The organism is Pseudomonas putida (genome assembly GCF_001636055.1).
GTDB classification, from domain to species: domain Bacteria; phylum Pseudomonadota; class Gammaproteobacteria; order Pseudomonadales; family Pseudomonadaceae; genus Aquipseudomonas; species Aquipseudomonas machongensis.
This window is the reverse complement of the sequence record NZ_CP011789.1, coordinates 897,854-919,199: the sequence shown is the minus strand read 5'-3', so window position 1 is coordinate 919,199 and position 21,346 is coordinate 897,854. Positions and strand designations below refer to the sequence as shown.

Annotated in this window: 17 protein-coding genes; 9 read left to right on the top strand and 8 right to left on the bottom strand. The window is 64.1% G+C overall.

Annotation, left to right across the window (positions count from 1 at the left end; genetic code table 11):
• The first annotated feature begins 150 nt into the window (after window positions 1-150).
• On the top strand, window positions 151-2,328 hold the full coding sequence (locus AB688_RS04045) for a malate synthase G (RefSeq protein WP_063542330.1): 2,178 nt from the start codon (window positions 151-153) through the stop codon (window positions 2,326-2,328).
• A gap of 146 nt (window positions 2,329-2,474) precedes the next feature.
• Here AB688_RS04045 and AB688_RS04040 read toward each other — a convergent pair whose 3' ends face one another.
• Window positions 2,475-2,918, bottom strand: a complete 444-nt coding sequence (locus AB688_RS04040; RefSeq protein WP_063546616.1) for a response regulator — start codon at window positions 2,916-2,918, stop codon at window positions 2,475-2,477.
• A gap of 216 nt (window positions 2,919-3,134) precedes the next feature.
• Here AB688_RS04040 and AB688_RS04035 point away from each other — a divergent pair, with 216 nt between their 5' ends.
• The 8 genes from AB688_RS04035 (at window position 3,135) to AB688_RS04005 (ending at window position 14,276) form a co-directional block, all read left to right on the top strand.
• Entirely contained in the window at window positions 3,135-5,072 is a 1,938-nt protein-coding gene (locus AB688_RS04035; RefSeq protein ID WP_063542328.1) for a putative nucleotidyltransferase substrate binding domain-containing protein, read from the top strand.
• Window positions 5,069-5,779, top strand: coding sequence for a PolC-type DNA polymerase III (locus tag AB688_RS04030; RefSeq protein ID WP_063542326.1), 711 nt, complete (start codon window positions 5,069-5,071; stop codon window positions 5,777-5,779). Before AB688_RS04035 ends, AB688_RS04030 begins: the two co-directional genes overlap by 4 nt.
• A 136-nt stretch (window positions 5,780-5,915) precedes the next feature.
• The gene (locus AB688_RS04025) at window positions 5,916-6,434 is read left to right on the top strand and encodes an RNA polymerase sigma factor (RefSeq protein ID WP_054892176.1); all 519 of its coding nucleotides are present in this window, start codon (window positions 5,916-5,918) and stop codon (window positions 6,432-6,434) included.
• Window positions 6,431-7,387 (top strand): FecR domain-containing protein, encoded by a 957-nt coding sequence (locus tag AB688_RS04020; protein ID WP_063542324.1) that lies wholly within the window; start codon window positions 6,431-6,433, stop codon window positions 7,385-7,387. Before AB688_RS04025 ends, AB688_RS04020 begins: the two co-directional genes overlap by 4 nt.
• Window positions 7,388-7,571: 184 nt before the next feature.
• Window positions 7,572-10,004, top strand: a complete 2,433-nt coding sequence (locus tag AB688_RS04015) for a TonB-dependent siderophore receptor (protein ID WP_063542322.1) — start codon at window positions 7,572-7,574, stop codon at window positions 10,002-10,004.
• Window positions 10,005-10,119: 115 nt separating this feature from the next.
• Window positions 10,120-11,232, top strand: a complete 1,113-nt coding sequence (locus AB688_RS04010; RefSeq protein WP_063542320.1) for a PepSY-associated TM helix domain-containing protein — start codon at window positions 10,120-10,122, stop codon at window positions 11,230-11,232.
• Window positions 11,229-11,405 carry a hypothetical protein gene (locus AB688_RS26975; RefSeq protein ID WP_172964795.1) on the top strand — a complete coding sequence of 59 codons (177 nt, stop codon included), beginning with the start codon at window positions 11,229-11,231 and terminating at the stop codon, window positions 11,403-11,405. The genes AB688_RS04010 and AB688_RS26975 overlap by 4 nt, the downstream gene beginning before the upstream one ends.
• A gap of 72 nt (window positions 11,406-11,477) precedes the next feature.
• The gene (locus AB688_RS04005; protein ID WP_063542318.1) at window positions 11,478-14,276 is read left to right on the top strand and encodes a dermonecrotic toxin domain-containing protein; all 2,799 of its coding nucleotides are present in this window, start codon (window positions 11,478-11,480) and stop codon (window positions 14,274-14,276) included.
• Here the strand turns inward: AB688_RS04005 and AB688_RS04000 are convergent.
• From AB688_RS04000 to waaF, 7 genes are read right to left on the bottom strand one after another with little or no spacing between them, the layout of a single operon-like run.
• Window positions 14,249-15,691 carry a lipopolysaccharide kinase InaA family protein gene (locus tag AB688_RS04000; RefSeq protein WP_063542316.1) on the bottom strand — a complete coding sequence of 481 codons (1,443 nt, stop codon included), beginning with the start codon at window positions 15,689-15,691 and terminating at the stop codon, window positions 14,249-14,251. The two genes, AB688_RS04005 and AB688_RS04000, sit on opposite strands and share 28 nt — an antisense overlap.
• On the bottom strand, window positions 15,691-16,443 hold the full coding sequence (locus tag AB688_RS03995) for a lipopolysaccharide kinase InaA family protein (protein WP_063542314.1): 753 nt from the start codon (window positions 16,441-16,443) through the stop codon (window positions 15,691-15,693). The genes AB688_RS04000 and AB688_RS03995 overlap by 1 nt, the downstream gene beginning before the upstream one ends.
• Window positions 16,440-17,174 (bottom strand): lipopolysaccharide kinase InaA family protein, encoded by a 735-nt coding sequence (locus tag AB688_RS03990; RefSeq protein ID WP_054892170.1) that lies wholly within the window; start codon window positions 17,172-17,174, stop codon window positions 16,440-16,442. The genes AB688_RS03995 and AB688_RS03990 overlap by 4 nt, the downstream gene beginning before the upstream one ends.
• Entirely contained in the window at window positions 17,174-17,980 is an 807-nt protein-coding gene (gene rfaP / locus AB688_RS03985) for a lipopolysaccharide core heptose(I) kinase RfaP (RefSeq protein ID WP_054892169.1), read from the bottom strand. The genes AB688_RS03990 and rfaP overlap by 1 nt, the downstream gene beginning before the upstream one ends.
• The gene (locus AB688_RS03980; protein WP_063542312.1) at window positions 17,977-19,101 is read right to left on the bottom strand and encodes a glycosyltransferase family 4 protein; all 1,125 of its coding nucleotides are present in this window, start codon (window positions 19,099-19,101) and stop codon (window positions 17,977-17,979) included. The genes rfaP and AB688_RS03980 overlap by 4 nt, the downstream gene beginning before the upstream one ends.
• Window positions 19,101-20,159, bottom strand: a complete 1,059-nt coding sequence (waaC, locus tag AB688_RS03975) for a lipopolysaccharide heptosyltransferase I (protein ID WP_054892167.1) — start codon at window positions 20,157-20,159, stop codon at window positions 19,101-19,103. Before waaC ends, AB688_RS03980 begins: the two co-directional genes overlap by 1 nt.
• On the bottom strand, window positions 20,160-21,209 hold the full coding sequence (gene waaF / locus AB688_RS03970) for a lipopolysaccharide heptosyltransferase II (protein ID WP_063542310.1): 1,050 nt from the start codon (window positions 21,207-21,209) through the stop codon (window positions 20,160-20,162).
• Window positions 21,210-21,346 lie beyond the last annotated feature (137 nt).

The window sequence follows — 21,346 nt, the reverse complement described above, 5'->3', positions numbered from 1 at the left end:
AAATACGCGAATCGCCCGCCAGCCTGTCTGGCAGGCCGCACCCAGCCGCGCTCGGGCTGCATGACGAGGGCATGTACTGGCCGCGTGTTTAGAGAAGCGCTACAGGCTTAATACAGAAGAGCGAAATAGCTGAGCAGAGTGAGGCAAGCAATGACTGGATACGTTCAAGTCGGTGGCCTTCAGGTCGCCAAGGTCCTGTACGACTTCGTCAACGACGAAGCCATTGCGGGGACCGGCATCGTCGCCGAGCAGTTCTGGGCCGGTGCAGAGAAGATCATCAACGACCTCGCTCCAAAGAACAAAGCCCTGCTCGCCAAGCGTGACGAGCTGCAAGCCAAGATCGATGCCTGGCACCAGGCACGCCAGGGTCAGGCCCACGACGCCGCGACCTACAAAGCATTCCTCCAGGAAATCGGCTACCTGCTGCCGCAAGCCGACGATTTCCAGGCCACCACGCAAAACGTCGACGAAGAAATCGCCCATATGGCCGGCCCGCAGCTGGTGGTGCCGGTGATGAACGCGCGCTTCGCCCTGAACGCCGCCAACGCCCGCTGGGGTTCGCTGTATGACGCACTGTATGGCACCGACGCCATCAGCGAAGAAGGCGGCGCCGAAAAAGGCCAGGGCTACAACAAGGTACGCGGCGACAAAGTCATCGCCTTCGCCCGCGCCTTCCTCGATGAGGCCGCGCCCCTGGCTGCCGGCTCCCACGTCGATTCCACCGGCTATCGCATCGACGCCGGCAAGCTGGTCGTCGCGCTCAAGGGCGGCAGCAACAGCGGCCTGCGCGACGACGCCCAACTGATTGGTTTCCGTGGCGACGCCGCAGCGCCGACGGCCGTGCTGCTCAAGCACAACGGCCTGCACTTCGAGATCCAGGTCGACGCCAGCACCCCGGTCGGCAGCACCGACGCCGCCGGCGTGAAAGACATCCTGATGGAATCGGCACTGACCACCATCATGGACTGCGAAGACTCTGTCGCCGCCGTCGATGCCGACGACAAGGTCGTCGTCTACCGCAACTGGCTGGGCCTGATGAAGGGCGACCTGTCCGAAAGCGTGACCAAGGGTGGCAAGACCTTCACTCGCACCATGAACCCCGACCGCGAGTACGCAGCGCCCAATGGCGGCAGCGTTACCCTGCACGGTCGTTCGTTGCTGTTCGTGCGCAACGTCGGTCACCTGATGACCAACCCGGCGATCCTCGATGCCCAGGGCAACGAAATTCCCGAAGGTATCCAGGACGCCCTGTTCACCAACCTCATCGCGCTGCACAACCTCAACGGCAACACCAGCCGCAAGAACACCCGTAGCGGCAGCGTGTACATCGTCAAGCCGAAGATGCACGGCCCTGAGGAAGTGGCGTTCGCCGCCGAGATCTTCAGCCGCGTCGAAGACCTGCTGGGCATGCCGCGCAACACCGTCAAAGTGGGCATCATGGACGAGGAGCGCCGCACCACGGTCAACCTCAAGGCCTGCATCAAGTCCGCGGCCGAGCGCGTGGTGTTCATCAACACCGGTTTCCTCGACCGCACTGGCGATGAGATCCACACCTCGATGGAAGCCGGCGCCATGGTGCGCAAGGGCGCCATGAAGAGCGAGAAATGGATCGGCGCGTACGAAAACAACAACGTCGACATCGGCCTGGCGACTGGCCTGCAAGGCCGTGCCCAGATCGGCAAGGGCATGTGGGCCATGCCTGACCTGATGGCGGCGATGCTCGAACAGAAGATCGCCCACCCGCTGTCCGGCGCCAACACCGCCTGGGTCCCTTCGCCGACCGCCGCGACCCTGCACGCACTGCACTACCACAAGGTCGACGTCCAGGCGCGCCAGCGCGAGCTGGCCTCGCGCACCCCGGCCTCGGTGGACGACATCCTGACCATTCCGCTGGCGGCCAACACCCACTGGTCTGCCGACGAGATCCGCAACGAGCTGGACAACAACGCCCAGGGCATCCTCGGCTACGTCGTACGCTGGATCGACCACGGTGTGGGCTGCTCGAAGGTGCCGGACATCAATAACGTCGGGCTGATGGAAGACCGCGCCACCCTGCGCATTTCCGCCCAGTTGCTGGCCAACTGGCTGCGTCATGGCATCGTCACCCAGGAGCAGGTGCTGGAAAGCCTCAAGCGCATGGCAGCGGTGGTCGACAAGCAGAACGCCGGCGACGCCCAGTACCGCCCGATGGCGCCGAACTTCGATGACAACATCGCGTTCCAGGCCGCGGTCGAGCTGGTCGTCGAAGGTGCGAAGCAGCCGAACGGCTATACCGAGCCGGTACTGCATCGCCGCCGTCGCGAGTTCAAGGCGCGTAACGGGCTGTAAGTTAGATCTACGACGGGGGTCGCTTTGCGGCCCAATCGCGGCACAAGGCCGCTCCCACAGGTACAGTGCACGGTTCGAAGCTTGCGCCGTACCTGTGGGAGCGGCCTTGTGCCGCGATTGGGCTGCGAAGCAGCCCTAGTCCTGCATTACTCGATCTTCAATTCTCTTTTCACCAGCCCCAGCAATTTCCCCAGATCCACCGGTTTAAGCAGAAAATCCACCACCCCCAGGTGCATCACGTCCACCGCCTCCTTCACATCGGTGTCACCCGACACCACGATGATCGACAAGGCCGCCCGCTCCGACTCGCGAATCTGCCGAATCAGTTCCAGGCCATCCTTGGGCTCCATGCGCAGATCGGTGATCATCAGCGCGATGCGCGGTTCGTAGTGCAGCTTGAACATCGCCTCCTGCGCACCATCGGCCACCATGCAGTCGATGCCACGGCTTTTCAGGTACAGGCTCAGGGCCTCGCTGTTCACCGGATTGTCGTCCACCACCAGCACCACCGGCCTGGGCGCCACTGGCGCGCTCACCACGGCCAACGCCTCGCGCTCGGCGTCACTCAGTATTTCGTCATGCTCAGCCATGGCCATCTCGTCAAAAAAATCTCGTGCTAGGTTTAGGACCGCGAAAACCGGCGTAGCCTACCCACCTTTCGTCGGATCCTTGACAGCGACGCTCACCGATAGACTTACGTCCAATGGGCATCCACGGGCAGCCAGCCGACCATGGAGGCCGAAAACAACAAAGCCGATACCTATAGATAGATATATATAGTTCGGCGTAGCGATACGGTCAGCTTCATGAGCAAAAAGGACGCCTACACCCAGGCCGGCAGGACAGCGGTGCTGCAGAACATCCAAGGTACGCTGCAGTTTCTGCAGCGCTTCCCGCCGTTCAATCAGATGGAACAGGGCCACCTCGCCTATCTGGTGGAGCAGTGCCAACTGCGCTTCTATGCCAGCGGCGAAAGCATCATCAAGCCCGCCGACGGGCCCGTGGAACACTTCTACATCGTCAAGCAGGGCCGGGTGGTGGGCGAACGCCAGCATGTCACCGGCCCCGGTGTTGAAACCACCTTCGAGATCGCCAGCGGCGAATGCTTCCCCCTGGCCGCACTGCTTGGCGAACGGGCCACGCGCACCGAACACCTGGCCGGCGAAGACACCTTCTGCCTGCAACTGAACAAGGCGGCGTTCATCCGCGTGTTCTCGTTGTCCGGCGTATTTCGCGACTTCGCCCTGCGCGGCGTCAGCAGCCTGCTCGATCAGGTCAACCAGCAGGTGCGCCAGCGCGCCGTGGAAACCCTGGGCACGCAGTATTCGCTCAATACACCGCTGGGCGAGCTGGCCATGCGTCATCCGGTGGTGTGCACGCCCGACACGCCACTGCGCGACGCGGTACGGTCGATGCACGAACAACAAGTGGGGAGCATTGCCATCGTCAATGAGCAGCGCTTCCCCATCGGTATCTTCACCCTGCGCGACCTCCGTCAGGTGGTCGCCGACGCCAGCGCCGAGCTCAGTGCACCGATCGACCGGCACATGACCGTCGCACCGTTCTACCTCAGCCCCCAGGCCAGCGCCTTCGATGCCGCCATGGCGATGACCGAACGGCATATCGCGCATGTCTGCCTGGTGGATAACGGTCGCCTGTGTGGGGTGGTGTCCGAGCGCGACCTGTTCTCCCTGCAGCGGGTCGACCTGGTGCATCTGGCGCGCACCATCCGTCACGCGCCGCGCCTGGAAGTGCTGGTGGCATTGCGCGGCGAGATCGGCCAACTTGTCGAGCGCATGCTCGCCCATGGTGCTTCCTCGACGCAGATCACCCAGATCATCACCCTGCTCAACGACCATACCGTCTGCCGGGTGATCGAGCTGGCGCTGGCCGAACGCGGCGACCCCGGCGTGGCCTTCAGTTGGCTGTGCTTCGGCAGCGAGGGACGCCGCGAGCAGACCCTGCACACCGACCAGGACAATGGCATTCTCTTCGAGGCCCGCGACAGCGCCGAAGCCGACGCCATTCGCGCGCGTCTGCTGCCACTGGCGCAATACATCAACCACAACCTCGCCCAGTGTGGCTTCACCCTGTGCAAGGGCAATGTCATGGCCGGCAACCCCGAGCTATGCCTGTCGCGTGCCGAATGGGCGCGGCGCTTTGCCGGTTTCATCCGCGAAGCCAGCCCGGAAAACCTGCTGGGTTCGAGCATCTACTTCGACCTGCGCGTGGTCTGGGGCGATGAGCAAGGCTGCGAAGTGCTTCGCCAGGGCATCCTCGCCCAGGTTGCCGACAACCGTATCTTCCAGCGCATGATGGCTGACAACGCCCTGCGCCAGCGCCCGCCGGTCGGGCGCCTGCGCGAGTTCGTGCTGACCCGTCAGGGCAACGACAAGGCCGCCACCCTCGACCTCAAGGTCCAGGGCCTGACACCCTTCGTCGATGGCGCCCGCCTGCTCGCCCTGGCCAACGGCATCGGTGCCAACAACACACTGGAACGGTTGCGCCAGCTGGTGGCCAAGGGCGTCATCGATGCCCTCGATGGCGCCGCCTTCGAAGAGGCCTATCACTTCATCCAGCAGACCCGCATGCAACAGCACCAACGCCAGAGTCGCGATAACCTGGCCTACTCCAACCGCGTCGACCCGGACAGCCTCAACCATCTGGACCGCCGCATCCTGCGTGAATCGCTGCGCCAGGCCCAGCGCCTGCAAAGCAGCCTGGCGCAGCGGTACCAGCTATGAAGCTGTTCGCCTGGCTACGCTCCAGCGCACCGGCGCTCGACGATGAACTGCGCCAGCGCCTGGCCGCGCTGCCAGGCCCGGCAGCGTACGGCGTGCAGCCTCTGCGCGAGCAGCGCTGGGTAGTACTGGACCTCGAAACCAGCGGTCTGAACCTCAACCGTGACCAGGTGCTGTCGATCGGAGCCGTGGCCATCGAGGACGGCGGTATCGACCTGGGCCGCCAGTTCGAACGCACCCTGCACCGTCCCGAACAGAAGACCAACGCCAGCGTGCTGATCCACGGCCTGGGGCCCAGCGCACTGTCGGCAGGCAGCGACCCGGCCGAAGCGCTGGTGGACTTGCTGGAGTTCATCGGCGACAGCCCGGTACTGGCCTTTCACGCGCCGTTCGACCAGGGCATGCTCGGGCGCGCCTTGAAGGAAACCCTCGGCTATCGCCTGCAACATGTCTTCATCGATGTGGCGGAACTGGCACCGATGCTCAACCCCGACACCGTGCTACGTGAGGCAGGCCTGGACGACTGGGTGGCACGCTTCGGCCTTGAGGTACAGGCGCGCCATCATGCCAGTGCCGACGCCCAGGTCACCGCAGAGCTGGCCTTGATCCTGTTCAGCCAGGCACGACGCCAGCAACTGGACAGCCCGCTGCAACTGGAACAGCGGCTGAGGCAGTGGCGGCGGCGCGCCGTGCACAGCCATGGCCTGTAGGCAGGCACTGGCCTTTTCGCGGATAAACCCGCGCCCACAGGCATTCTGACCAGCGTCAATTGCATCCCCCCGCCCTCCTCTGCCACAATCGCGAATCATTATCGTTATATAACGCATTCTTCCCCGGGGAACGCCCTTGTCCTCTGCGCACAGCCCACATGCCGAGCTGGTCGGCAGCCTGTACCGCGACCACCGCAGCTGGCTGCTGGCCTGGCTGCAGCGCAGCACGGCTTGCCGCCAGCGCGCCGAAGACCTCAGCCAGGACACCTTCGTGCGCCTGCTCGGCCGCGAACAGTTGATCGCGCCTCGCGAACCCCGCGCGTTTCTTGTCGCCGTGGCCAAGGGGCTGCTGTTCGACCATTTCCGCCGCGCCGCCCTGGAGCAGGCCTACCTTGCCGAGCTGGCGCTGCTGCCTGAAGCAGAGCAGCCTTCGCCAGAAACCCAGCACCTGATCCTCGAGGACCTCAAGGCCATCGACCGCCAGCTGGGCAAACTGTCGAGCAAGGCACGCACCGCGTTCCTGTACAACCGTCTGGACGGCATGGGCCATGCCGAGATCGCCGAACGCCTGGGGGTGTCGGTGTCGCGAGTGCGCCAGTACATTGCCCAAGGCATGCGCCAGTGCTACGTGGCGTTGTACGGGGAACCGACGTGAGCAATACGCCGGTCTCGGCCAAGGTCCTGGAAGCCGCCATTGCGTGGAAACTTTGCCTGGAGGGCGGCGACGGCACCGCCGATGAGCGCAACGAATTCACGCGCTGGCACGCCGCCAGCGAGGAACATGCGCGCGCCTGGTTCCAGCTTGGCATGCTCGACCAACGTGTGGGCGCGGCTGCAGGCCCCGCCCGCCACGCCCTGCTGCAGTCACGCGCCGGCCTGCGCCAGCGGGTTGGCAAGCTCGGTGGCGGGCTGGCCGGGATGCTCCTGCTCGGTGGCCTGCTGGCCTGGATCGGCGCCCCTTCGCTGGCACCCAGCTACTGGCTGGCTGATCAACGCACCGGGACCGGAGAGCTGCGTACCCTGCGCCTGGAGGACGGCACACTGCTGAGCCTGGCCACCCACACCGCAGTCGATATCGACTACGAGGGCGAACAACGGGTGATCGTGCTGCACCAAGGGGAGATCTCCGTGGAAACCGGCCACGACGACCCTCGCCCGTTGTGGGTGCGCACCGACGATGGACGGCTGCGTCCGCTGGGCACGCGCTTCCTGGTCAAACGCGAAACTGCCGGCACACGCCTTGAAGTGCTGCAGGCTCAGGTAGCTGCGCAACCGAGCAACACGGATAACGAAGAAGTGCTGAACGAGGGCCAGCAAGTCTTGATGCACAGCAACGGCCTCGGCCTGATCGGCCCGGTCAGCGCCGGTGCCGACGCCTGGACCCGGGGCATGCTGGTGGTCGACAACGTGCGCCTGGCGGACCTGGTCGCCGAACTCGGTCGTTATCGCAGCGGGCACTTGGGGGTGTCGGATGAAGTCGCCAACCTGCGCGTGACCGGCAGCTTCCCGCTAACGGATACCGACCTGGCGCTGGCTTCGCTGGTGCCGGCCTTGCCGGTGAAGATCGAACGGCGGACGCCCTGGTGGGTGACCGTCGGGCCGCGGTGAATCAGTACCGGCCCTATCGTTCCTCACATCGGTGGTGCACCTGTAGGAGGAGCGGGCTTGCCCCGCGATAGGGCCGGAACATCCCTGCAATAACCCCAGACAAAAAAATCTCCACCCCCCTGTCACTTTCCAAATCTCGCTCGGCAAGGAAGCAGTTAGCACTTATCCGTCTAGGAGCCACTGCATGTCCCGTGCTGTCGAGTCTTACCTGCGTCCCAGCCTGATGGCCCTGGCCATCGGCCTTGCCACCCCTCTGGTCAGCCCCATGCTGCTGGCTGCCGAGCAGTCCAGCGTGCGGGCCTACGACCTGCCCAGCGCGCCGCTGGCCGGCACCCTGAACCGGATCGCCAGCGAGGCCGGCATCGCCCTGGCCCTGGACCCGAGCTTGGCCAGCGGACGTACCTCAGCGCCGGTCCGGGGCACCTTCAATGGCATCGGCGCCCTGCAGGCAGCCCTGCGCGGCACCGGCCTGCAACTGCAGCAGGGCAGCGCAGGCAGCTACAGCCTGGTCGCCGTGCCGGAAGGCAGCCTGGCGCTACCGGAAACCAGCGTGAACGCCTCCAGCGACAGCGAAAGCGCCTGGGGACCGGTCGATGGCTACCTGGCCAAACGCACCGCTGCCGGCACCAAGACCGACACCGCACTGGTCGAGGCCCCGCGCTCGATCTCGGTTGCCACCCGCCAGCAGATGAGCGACCGCGGCGTGCACAGCCTCGATGACGCGGTGAAGTACATGCCAGGTATCGTTTCCGCCAGCTTCGGCAGCGATACTCGCTACGACTGGATGCGCGTGCGGGGCTTCGAGCCGACCCAGTTCCTTGACGGCCTGCCACTGCCACGCGGCGTCTACGCCAACCCAAAACCGGAAACCTGGAACCTCGACCGCCTGGCCCTGCTACGCGGCCCGGCGTCATCAATCTATGGCCAGACCCCACCCGGTGGTTTGCTGGATATCGTCAGCCGTCGCCCGCAAGCCGAAGCCGCACATGAGATCAAGGTGCAGTACGGCAGCGACAACCATCGCCAGATCAACTTCGCCAGCACCGGCAAGATCGACGATGAAGGCCGGTTTCTCTACGGCGTCAGCGGTGTGATCCGCGATGGCGGCACGCAGATCGACCATATCGACGACAAGCGCTACAACATCGCTCCGAGCCTGACGTGGAACATCGACGAGGACACCTCGCTGACCTTCCTCAGCCAGTTCACCCGTGACGATACCGGTGCCACCAGCCAGTTCCGGCCGATACAAGGCACCAAGATCGACATGCCGTTTGGCAAGATCTCGCACCACAAGAACCTCGGAGACCCGGACTACGAGTTCTACGATCGCACCTATTACGCGCTGGGCTATGCCTTCGAGCATCGCTTCAACGACGTCTGGCAGTTCCGCCAGAATCTGCGCTACACCAAGTCGGACCTGGCGTTCCAGACCATCACTCCCGGTAGCTACTATCAACCCGGAGGCCCGGTGAAGGACGATGGCACCGTCAGCCGCATGTCCACCAACACCGATGAAGACATCAGCCAGTTCGCGGTGGACAACAACTTCCAGGGCGACTTCGCCACGGGGGACATCACCCATACGCTGCTGATCGGCCTGGATCACCAGCGTATGAACAGCAACTACCTGTCGATCTTTGGCTTCAACGTGCCAGACAGCAACGTCCTCAACCCGGTCTACGGGCTGCCGATCACTCGCCCGGATCGCTCCACGGCGTTCTACGACTACAACCAGAAAACCCGACAGACCGGCCTGTATGTTCAGGACCAGATGGCGCTTGGCAACTGGCGCCTGACCTTGGGTGGCCGTGAAGACTGGGTGCACACCGGTACCAAGTTCTTCAACAAGAACGATGCCACCAACACCCAGCGCGACAAGAAATTCAGCGGTAACGCGGCGATCAGCTACGTCTTCGACTCGGGCTTTGTGCCCTACCTTTCCTACGCAGAATCGTTCCAACCCTCCAGTAATGCCAGTGCGTCGCCCACCGACTCGTTCAAACCTACCGAAGGCCAGCAATGGGAGCTGGGCGTCAAGTACCAGCCGCCGGGCTCGAATACCCTGCTGACGGCTGCTGTGTATGACCTCACCCAGAAAAACGTCTCGGTCACCAACAACGTGGGTGGCGTATCGATCACCAGCCAGACCGGCGAAGTGAAGGTACGTGGTCTGGAGCTTGAGGCCGTCTCTGATGTCACCGAGAACCTGAAGGTGATCGCTGCCTACACCCTGGCCAAGTCGGAGGTACAGGATGGCATCTACAAAGGCAACCGCCTGCAACTGATGCCCAACCAGCAAGCCTCGCTGTGGGCCGACTATACCTGGCACAGCGGTGTGCTCGACGGCTTCGGCATCGGCGGCGGTGCGCGCTACACCGGCAACACCTACGGCGACCAGGGCAACACCTACCTCGGCAAGGCCAAGGCCTACACCGTGTTCGACGCTTCGGTGCACTACGACCTGGGCCGCCTGGACAACAGCCTCAAGGGCGCCTCGGTGGCGGTCAATGCCACCAACCTGCTGAACAAGGACTACATTTCGACCTGCGATTCGTACTACTGCTACTACGGCGACCAGCGTAGCGTTGTGGTCAGCGCCAACTACAAGTTCTGAGTGACGCATCGCGGGGCAAGCCCGCTCCTACAGGTACACCACAATCCTGTGGGAGCGGGCTTGCCCCGCGATTGCGTCCTGAAAGACAGCACAAGCTGCAAAGGCTGCAACCCTGATGAAAAGCCAAACCATCCGCCGCTGGTCGGCGATCCACACCTGGACCAGCCTGATCTGCACGCTGTTCCTGCTGCTGCTCGCCCTGACTGGCCTGCCGCTGATCTTCCACCACGAACTCGAACACCTGCTCGGTGATGCCCCGGAACTGCGCGAAATGCCTGCCGACACGCCGCATCTGGACCTGCAGCAACTGGTAATCAAGGCCGAGCAACACCGCCCCGGCGAGGTCATGCAGTATTTCGGTTTCGAGGATGACGAGCGCAACGGCGTGGTGGCGATCACCGCAGCCACCGCTGGCACCGAACCCAACGCCTCGCACACCTTCATGCTCGACGCCCGCACCGGCGAGGCGGTGGCCATGCCCGCCGCCAATGGCGGCTTGATGATGACTATCCTGCGCCTGCACGTGGACATGTTCGCCGGCCTTCCCGGCAAACTCCTGCTGGCCGCCATGGGCGTGCTGTTCGTCGTTGCCATCGTCTCGGGCACGGTGCTCTACGCTCCGTTCATGCGCCGCCTGCAGTTCGCCACGGTCCGCACCGATAAATCGCGGCGCCTGCGCTGGCTCGACATGCACAACCTGATCGGCGTTGTCACCCTGACCTGGGCGCTGGTGGTCGGTGTCACCGGGGTGATCAGCGCGCTGTCCGACCTGGTCATCGCGGCCTGGCGCAATGACAGCCTGGCGGCGATGGTTGCGCCCTATCGCGATGCCCCGCCACTCACCGAACGCGCGCCTGCCACGCAGTTGCTGCAGATCGCCGAACAGGCCGCACCCGGCATGCGTGCAGACTTCATCGCCTTTCCCGGTACACGCTTTTCCAGCGAACACCACTACGCGGTGTTCATGAAAGGCGCGACACACCTGACCTCGCACTTGCTGACGCCGGTACTGATCGATGCCCGTACCCTGGAAGTCACCGCCATTGGCGATCGCCCCTGGTACATGGACGCCATGGGCCTGTCACAGCCGCTGCACTTCGGCGACTATGGCGGACGGCCAATGCAGATCCTCTGGGCGGTACTGGATGTGCTGACCATCGTCGTCCTGCTCAGTGGCCTGTATCTGTGGTGGGGCAAGCAGCGCAAGCCCCGCGAGGTGCGGACATGAGCCACCGCTCGCAAAGCACTCGCCGGATCTTCGCCTGGCCAACCGCCATCGCCCTCCTGAGCGCTGCGGGGCTGTTCGCGGCTCTGCTCGGGGATGGCGCCTGGGATGTGCTGTCCTGGGCGGGGCTGGGCATACCGGTACTACTTGGGGTGCGCGGCCTGTCGAGACGATGAGGTAATCGGCTAACGCGCCCACCGAGGCCTGGCACGCCAAGCTGGCCGCTCCATCACTACGGAGCGCAGCCAATGAGCCTGCAACATTTCCAAGCCTTCGATCAACAGCTGAGCGACCTGCTTGCGTCGCCGCCCCGGCCTGAGGCCTCGCAGCCCTGGCTCAAGGCACGCCAGCGGTATTTCGCAGACCTCGCCGAGTATTGGCTCGACACCGGCGTCACCGGCGAAAGTCGTAAAGCACGACTGGTCAGCTTGCTACGCGCGCAACTGCTCGCACAGATCACCCTGCGCGTCGATGATCACACCCTCGGTTCGAACCACGCCGAACTGCTCAAAACCAGCATAGAAATGCCGCTGCCCGGGCAACGCCAGCACCTGCCTCCTGCCGAGCGCCCACAAATCTACCGCCCACTGCTGGACATCGGCACCCCTCACTGGCGCGAGTACCTGCCCGGCGCCTTCGTCATTGTCGAAGGCGGCCCCGAGGGCAGCATGCCCGACCCTGCCGAGTCCAGCGACTACGCCTTGCTGTGCAGTCTGTCCCATGGCATCGAGGCGTTCGACGACCTGGCAGAACTGCACACCGAGCTGTGCGAGCGCATGGACGACCTGCAGCAGAGCAGGCCGCTGTTGCAGTTGATGGCCGGCGATGAACAGCGGGAGCTTGCGCGCAATGCCGAACGCCTGCGCTACGAATGGTTCAACGATGATCCGTTGCAGTTGCAGGTACAGGCCCTGATAGATAGCCAACATGCACGCCTGACCCAGGTCTGGGAAAACGCTGCCCAGACATCGCCAATCGACTGGCCGAACCTGACAGCCCAACTGGACACGGCCGCCGACCTGCTGCCGCTGGCCGACAGCAGGGCGGCCCTGCAGACACGCTATGCCCTGCTGCTGGAAAGAAACAGCCCCGCCTGGCTCAAGAACGCGTCGACACAAGGTCTGATCCATATCATGCAAACCATGCAGGAGCTGGTGATCGCCATCGACAAGGCTGCCGCGCCAGGCATTCTCAGTCACGATCAGTTCCTCGACCGTGAAGGCCTGAGTACATGGATTTGCGAACAACTGCGTTCAGCCATGCGCCAGCAGTATCAATTCGATGCCGACCCGCTTGATCTGCATGTCAGCGTGACGATGGCACGCCAGAGAGGGCCAGTCTTCCATCCCGGCCTCACTACCGGCTACATCCCCGCTGCCAGCCGCCCGCAGGTCGGCGACACTGTGGAGTTGGTGTCGCAGAGCTATCGCCTGGATCAGTTGGCCATGCTCAACGTCAGCTGGCTTGACGTCGACTACTGGCTGACAGCACGAGTGCACCGTACGGACGGCAGCCCCGTGACCGAGATCACCCCGGCGCAGATCAAGCAGATGGTTCGCGCCCTGGACGTTGGCGAGAGCTACAGCCGCTACCTGCGCACGCACCTGCTGGAGTCACCGACGGCCAAGTGGCGACGCGACAGTTATGCCGCCATCAGCAGAGCGCGCATGCGCGCCGAGGCGGCCAAGGCGCGATACGCCGGCCATTACCTGGAAGACCCTTTCGAACGCGGCTATCTGTGGACCAGCACCGTGCTCGACCATCCCGACAGCGAGCAGCGCAAGGCACTGAAGGTTACGCGCCTGAGCGTGCGACAGCTGTTGATAGACGGCCATACCGTACAAGGGGTCATGTTCGTCACCCCCGAGAACGCCGGCATGCAGCGCTTTCTGGTCTATACCCCGGATGCCCCGGATCGCCGCGCCTGGCGTGAGTATCGCAACGCTCGGCACATGCTGCGCTCGCTACGCGAGAGACCAGCTCTGCGTGACTATGTCAAAGACCGCATGCCATTGGCCAACCCGGCCAATGTCGAACGCTGGCTGTCCAAGGGCGGCTTGGGCTCACGGATAAGCCGTCCGGAAATCACCGGCGACTTTCAGCACGCACGCTATCGGGCCGAGGTCCACGCAGCACTCTCAGCGGTGGACGCGGCCACCAATACGAAACTGGAGCTGCTGGGCGATTTCAGCCTGCATGTGCTGTGGGTCATCCTCGACCTGCTCAGCCTGGTTCTGCCCAGCCGGGCCTTGGCAGTACTGTCGTTCGCCAGAGCCGCGATCTCGGTGCTCGACACCCACAAGGCGTACGTCGAAAGTGATCGCATCGGCATGCTGCGCTCGCTGGTCGATGCCTTCAGCTATGCCAGCGACGGCATCAACAGCGTCTCCGGTTCAACGGTGGTTCGCCGGGCAATTCGAGCCATGCCACCGACGCCGCCACTGTCACTCCCCCCGGCCATGGTCAGTGCGGTCAATACCAGCAAGCTTCGCTACCGAGTCGACGGCATCCACAAGGAGGGTATTTATGAACAGCCCTCACCCTATCCAGGATTGACCTTCTACTTCATCAAGGACAGCGCCGGCCAGAGTTACCAGGTCGCGTTCGACGGTTACCGCTGGCGAGTGGTCGATCCGCGCAAGCCGGACGCTTACACCAAGGTCCCGGTCAAGCGTCGCGAGGACGGCGAATGGGTCGTCGACTCCCCCGTGCTGTGGTATGACGGCCTGCCAGACCTGAAAGCATTGTTCGACACCTGTCGGCTCGCCGAAGTGCCTGCGGGGGAAAAACACGAAGATGCCGACGGGTTGTACCAAAGCGACCAAGGGCTTTACCTGCTTGCCGGTGGCCATGCCCTGCAGCTGCGCGCGCATCTGCTCAAGCACCACTACCGGCTGCTACTTGACGGGCAAAACCACGAAAGCCCCGCCTCGGCCATCTTGCGCTGGCAAGACAGACAATGGAACCTTCGCGTGCGCCAGGCCGGTCGCAGCAGCGACTGGCTGACGCTGCCGCAGGCTTACTCGGTGAGCCGAGGCAGCAACTGATCGAGACGTTGGTGCAAGGCACTGCTGCTTGGCCAGTTGCGCAGCAAGCGCGCACGGTCACGTGCGTAGGCAGGAGCGAAGCTGAGCTGAGTGGCGTGCTGGGTCATGGCATCAAGGTCGATCAGCGACCACTGGCCGTTCTGCCAGAACAGGTTGTGGCCCTTGAAGTCACCATGGCTGATGCGTTCGGCAATCAGCCTCTGCATCAGTTTGACCAACGCCTGAACCTGTTCTTCAGGCACTTCGCCATTCTCGACGTAGGGCGCAAAACAGGCCGTGAGATCAGGACCGTCGGCGTATTCGGTCACCAGGTAGGCGGTGCTGCGCAACCCCATCACCCGTTGCTCGAGCACCGCTAGCGGGCGCGGCGTGGCGATGTCGAGAAACTCGAGGCGATGGCCTTCGATCCAGGAATGCCAGGCACGACTCGGGCGCCAGAAACGCTTGAACCAGTGGGCGGTGTTCTTGATGTTGTAGCGCTTGAGCACCAGCGTGCGGCCACCGGCCTCGATACGTGCCACGCTGGCGGCACCGCCGGTCTTGTACAGGTGGCCCTGCTCGATCAGCGTATCGGCCTGCTCCAGTACCGGCACCAGGGCAGACACCTCCTCGCGCCGGATCGCACGCAGGCCTGAGAGGCTTCGCTCGACGCTGAACAGCGTGCAGTCGCGCCCGGCTTTGTCCAGGTAGTCTTTCAAGCGCCAACTGCGCACCTTGTCGACCTGCTTCTGCAGGGCTTCGAGCGGCAGCGCATGCTCGCCATTGGCCAGCAGGTAATGCACCAGCGCCTCTTCGATGAACGGTTCCAGGCGCTTGGGCAACTGGGCGAACAATACCCCGAGGTTTTCCAGCACGCGCTGGCGCGACAGTTGCTGGCCCGGCGTTTCAGCCTTGATGCCGGCACCATCGATCAGGTAGAGGTGGCCCTCGTGGCGCAGCAGGTTGTCCAGGTGCAGGTCTTCCTGCCACAGCCCTTTGGCGTGCATCTGCGCCACTGCGGTCAGCGCCTCGCCGAGCACCCCATGCTGCTCGTCCGCCAGCATCGGCAGATGCTCGACCTTGGCCCAGGCGTCACCCAGGTTTTCAGCGTTTTCAAGAAACTCGAACAGCAGCCAGCCACCCTCGCCATCCTTCAGGCCATCGGCCAGCAGTCGGGGCGTGGTCAACCCCTGCGCAGCCATCAAGCGCGCGCCCTCCAGCTCACGCTGGAAATGGCGGGCGGCGCTGCTGCCGACCAGCAGTTTGGCCAGCACCGGCGTGCCGCGCCAGATACCGGCACCGACATAGCGCTGCCCTGGCAGTACGCGCAGAAGGCTGAGCAACTGCAGCTCGGCACTGCCGGCAGCATCTTCGAGCGTCACGCTCAAGGGCAGGCTCGGGCTGCGCCCGGCATCCTTCAGTTCAGACAAGCGCATCAGCGGGCCTCTTTTTCACGACGGCGTTGCGTCAGGCGTTGCAGCCAGTTGCCGACCCGCGCGCTGTCGGCCGGCTGCGCCAGGTAGGCGGCGAGCAGGCTGCGTACATCCGCCTCGCTCCAGGCACGGGCACGACGCAGCAAGGGCTCGAGGTCCTTGAGGCGGTCACGCATGCCGAACAGCAGTGGCCGGGTCTTTTCCAGGTCGATCAGCTGGGCCTGCCAGCCTTCGCGGCGTTCGCGCAGGAAAATATGCTTGGGATAGAAACAACCATGCACCTGGCCGGCGCCGTGCAGGGTACGCGCGAGCTCGCCACAGGCCGCGAGAATACCCTGGCGTCGAGGCTCGGGCAGTTGCGGCCATTGGCCGAGGAAGCTCTCCAGGTCGCTCCAGTCGTCGAGCGCGCGGGTCATCAGGATCGCCCGATGCTGGCCGCCCTGCTTGCGCTCGCCATAGAACACCGCCTGCAGTGCCGGGATGTTGAGCTTTTCGTAGCGGCTGATATTGCGGAATTCGCGGGCAAAGGTGGGCTCGCCGAACGGCCGGTGCAGGGTACGCGTGAGGTAGTCGCTCTGGCGCTTGAGGTAGTAGCCCTTGCCCTCGAGTTCCAGGCGGAACACGCTGCTCCAGCCGCCGCGCCCGGTGTTGGGTTCGTCGACGGCATCCAGTTGCAGCGCCCACAGCGCCTCGAAGTCGTTCAGGCCATGGCGTTGCAGCAGCGCATGGTCGGCGCTGGCCAGGTAATCGGTCATTCCCTTCCCTCGAAGAAGCTCACCACCTGGCGAATCCGTCGCTTGTCACGGGCATTGAGCCGCGCGTGCCCGCGATATTGCAGGTAGAAGCGCAGGCGCTGGGTGGCCGAGAGGTGATATTTGGCGACCTTGTCCAGGCACGCCAGATCCTTGATAAGCCGGTGGCGGAGCATGAAGCCACGCCAGAAATCGCCCGTCGGGCAATCGATGAAGAACAGCGTCGCCTGATCATCCACCAGCAGGTTGCGCCACTTCAGGTCGTTGTGGGCGAAGTGATGATCGTGCATGACCCGGGTATGGCGAGCCAGTTGACGACTGACATGCTCGACCCATGTGCGATCAGCCAGGCGCGGATCGTTGCGCTCGGCCAGCGCCGAAAGGTCTTCGGTGCGCGGCAGCTCGCGGGTGATCATCGCCCCACGGCCGAACGACAGACCCTTGCGCTCCAGCCCCCAGGCCACCACTTCGGCGGTAGGAATGCCCCACTTGGCGAACTGCTTGAGGTTCTGCCATTCAGCCTTGATCCGTGGCCGTCCGAGGAAGCGACGCATGTGCTTGCCGGCACCGGTGTAGCGTTTGACGTAGTAGTTGACCCCATCGCGCTCGATGCGGATGACCTCGCTGAGCGGGTCACGGGTCAGGCGCTCGCCGTCGAGGGCGAACACCGCGTCGATACTGCCGAAGTCCGCCGCCAGGTGTTCGTAGCCCGGCGCCAGTGTCCAACCCGCCATCAGAGCGCATCCCCATAGCGTTGCTTGCGATCGTAGAGTTTCTGCGCCTTGCGTTCGAGCCAGGCGAGCAGTGCGGCTTCCTCGGCGAGCACCTGGCGCAGCGGGCGCTGGAAATAGCCCTTGAGGAAGCGCAGCTTGTCGCGACGCGTCAGACCGATGTCCAGGGCCGAGAAATACAAGGCGGCCAGGTCCTTGTCGCGCCAGCGACGGGTGATTTTCGTACGGGTCTGTGCGCGGTGCAGGTCGATCACCGACAGTTTGAAGTCTTCAGGCGTCACGGGCCGGTCAGTGTGCAGCAGGAAATGGCAGATGTAGCAATCACGGTGGTTGACGCCTGCACGGTGCATGCCGCCGACCATCTTCGCCACCTCATCGATCAGCGCACGCTTGAGACGCGGCTCGGGGGGCTGCCTGAGCCAGTCGATGCTGAAATCTTCCAGGCTGACGGTGGGGGCCAGCTCTTCGGTGACGATGAATGAATGCTGGGTGGCCGGGTTGCTGCCACGTTCGCCATAGGCGACGGCGGTCATGGTCGGCACGCCGACCTCCTGCAAGCGCTGGATCGCCAGCCATTCCTGGCCGGCACCGAGTACCGGAAGCTTGGCGCTGAACAGGTTCTTGAAAATCTCGCCCCAGCCGATGCCGCGGTGGATCTTGACGAAATAGCCCTCGCCCTCGACCTCGGTGCGCAAGGTTCGGCGCCCTTCGAGCTCACGGTATACCTCGCCCTGCAGGGCTTCGACGGCATCGAAAGGGTCGCGCCCGGCCCACAGGCGCTTGAAGGGTTCGGCCAGCATCAGCTTCATGCGTGCTCCTGGCCGAGAATCACATCGGCGGCGTGCTGCGGCATGCTGTAGAGATCGGCGCTGTCGGCAAAGGCCAGGCCGTTGCGCGCCCAATCGGCGCGGGCCTGGGGGTCTTCGAGCATGTGCTGCAGGTAGGCGTTGAGCTGCTCTTGCTCGAACGGCTCGTCGAGCACCAGACCGCTGTCGGCCTCGGCGATGTAATGGGCGTAGCCACAGACCTTGGATACCAGCACCGGCAAACCGGCGACCAGCGCTTCGAGCAGCACGGTGCCGGTATTTTCGTTGTAGGCCGGGTGGATCAGCAGGTCGGCGCCGAGCAGGAAGCGCGGGATGTCGCTGCGCCCCTTGAGGAACTGCACCTGGTCACCCAGGCCGAGCGTGGCGCTCTGCAACTGGAACACCTTCGGGTCATCCTGGCCGATGACCATCAGCCGGGTGCGCTTGCGCAGGCTCGAAGGCAATGCGGCCAGGGCCTTGAGGCTACGATCGACGCCCTTGGTCTTGAACCCCGAGCCAATCTGCACCAGCAACAGGTCGTCATCGTCCAGCGCGAACTCCTGGCGAAACGCGGCGCGGATCTCGGCCGCATTGGTCGGCGCCCGGCGATCCTGGGAGATGCCCGGTGGCAACAGGTGGAAACGCTCCACAGGGGTGTCGTAGTGCTTGATGAACAGCGGCTGCTGCACTTCAGAGATCATCAGGATCTCGGTGGCAGCCTCCTTGGCGAACACGGCACGCTCGTATTCGGCAAAATGCCGGTAGCGGCCCCAGCGACGATACAGGCCGCCGCGCAGGGTCTGTGCCTTGTCCTCGAAGCAGCCGTCGGCGGCATAGTAGACGTCCAGCCCCGGCATCTTGTTGAAGCCAATCAGACGGTCGACCGGGCGTTTGGCCAGGTCGGCAGCCATCCAGGCGCTGAGTTTTTCGTTGCGGCGGTGGTTGAACAGGGCCTTGACCGGCGCCACCAGCACTTCGAAGCCTGGGGGGATGTCACCTTCCCAGATGAGTGTATAGACGCGGATCTGATGCCCACGCTTCTGGCACTCTAGGGCGATGCGCATGAAATCGCGCTGCAATCCGCCGAAGGGGAAATATTTGTAAAGCACGAAAGCCAGTTGCATCAACGAACATCCTCAGCCAGCAGCAGCGCGCTCAAGCGGCCCGCCACATGCTCGGGATTCAGGCGAGTGAAGCACAGCGGCCACTCGCGTTTGAGATCGAACCGGCGCAGGTCCTCGGCGCTCGGTTTGTAGGTGCACTTCTTCTGCAGGCAAGGCGCACAGGGGAAGTTGCTGGCCTGGTGGATCTGGGCGCGTCCGTAGGCACCGGTCAGACCAGGATTGGTGGGGCCGAACAGCGAGATGGTCGGCACGTCCAGCGCTGCGGCCAGGTGGCCGAGGCCGGTGTCCACCGCCACGCAGGCCTTGGCCGCCGCGAGTATGCGAGCGACCCCTGCGAGGTTCAATTTGGGGAGTACCTGGCAGTTTTCCAAGCCTTGGGCGATGCGATCGGCACGAGCCTTCTCCGCAGGATTGCCCCAGGGCAGCACGACTTTCATCTTGCGCCGCCCCATGCGCTCGGCCAGCTCACGCCAGTAGGCTTCCGGCCAGTGCTTGGTGGCCCAGGTGGTGCCATGCAGGAACACCACGTAGGGGGCTGTCGGGGGCAGTTGCAGGCGGTTCAGGTCCAGGCCGTACTGGCCGATGCCTTCAGGCAGGTCGTAGGCCAGGGACAAGGCGAACAGCTGGCGTACCCGTTCCACCGCATGCTGGCCGACCGCTACCGACAGGCGTCGGTCATAGAAGCGGCTGGCCCAGCCTTCGCGCGCCGAATAGCGGTCGAGCCCGGCCACCGGCGCCTTGACGTAACGGGTCAGCCAAGCCGATTTGACCAGCCCTTGGGCATCGATCACCAGGTCGTACTTGCGCTCGCGCAGGCGTTGCTTGAACGCCTTCCACTCGCCGCTCTTGAGCGTTTGCCAGAGATTCTTGCGCCAGCGCCGGATCGCCACCGGGATCACCTGGTCGACCGCCGGATGCCAGCTCGGGATCTCGGCAAAGCCCTCCTCCACCACCCAGTCGAAACGAATGCCGGGGATGGCGTGGGCGGCGTCGGTGAGCGCCGGCAGGGTGTGGATCACATCGCCCAGCGACGAGGTCTTGATGATCAGTACCCGCACTTAGTCGACCTCGGCCACGGTATCGATCAGGTTCGGACCACCCAGGCTGTGCAGGGCGGCAATGACTTTTTCGGGCTCGAGCAGGCGCAGGCAATTGTAGTGACCGAAGCGGCAGGTACGTTCGAAGCACGGGCTGCACTCGATACCGGTGCGCACCACCTCGACCTGGTCGGCCAGTGGCGGAGTGAAGCCCGGCGAGGTCGAACCATAGACCGCCACCAGCGGGCGGTTCAGCGCCGCCGCCACATGCATCAGGCCGGAATCGTTGGACACCACCGCATCGGCGCAGGACATCAGGTCGATGGCTTCGGCAAGCGAGGTCTCGCCGGCCAGGTTGACGGACTCTTCACGCAAGCCCGGAATCAGGCGGTCGCGGATCTGCTCGCCGACCGGATGATCGTTCTTCGAGCCGAACAGCCACACCTGCCAGCCCTGGCGAATCATCGCATCGGCAACGGCGGCATAATGCTCCGTCGGCCAGCGCTTGGCCTCGCCGAACTCCGCACCTGGGCACAACGCAAGCACCGGGCGATCCAGCTCCAGTCCGAACTTGGCCAGGGCGACCTCGCGGCTCTGGTCTTCGATGCGCAGGCTCGGGCGGGGATAGGGTTGTGGCAACTGGGCGCCCGGCTCATAGGCCAGGGCCATGAAGCGTTCGATCATCAACGGGTAGCGCGCCTTGTCGAGCTTGCGCACATCGTTGAGCAGCAGGTAGCGCATCTCGCCACGCCAGCCGGTGCGCTGGGGGATGCCGGCGAAATAAGGCACGAGTGCCGACTTGAGCGAGTTGGGTAAGAGGATCGCCTGGTCGTACTGGCCGGCCAGTGACTTGCCGATGCGCCGGCGCGTGGCCAGCTCCAGGGCACCGTGGCCGAGCGGGAAGCTCAAGGCCTGGCGCACCTCGGGCATGCGCTCGAGGATCGGCCGGCTCCACTCGGGGGCCAGCACGTCGATCACGCAGTCGGGGTGACGCTGTTTCACGCACTGGAAGAGGGTCTGCGCCATCACCATGTCGCCGACCCAGCTGGGTCCAATGATCAGTATTCTCATGCTTTATCCAGAAACATTCGGGGAGGCTGCAGGCTGCTCTACAACCTGGCCTCCCCTCTTTATATTCAGGCTATGTGGCGGACAGTGTACCACTGACATGCCTCATTCGCGGGCAAGCCCGGTCCCACAGGTACCAC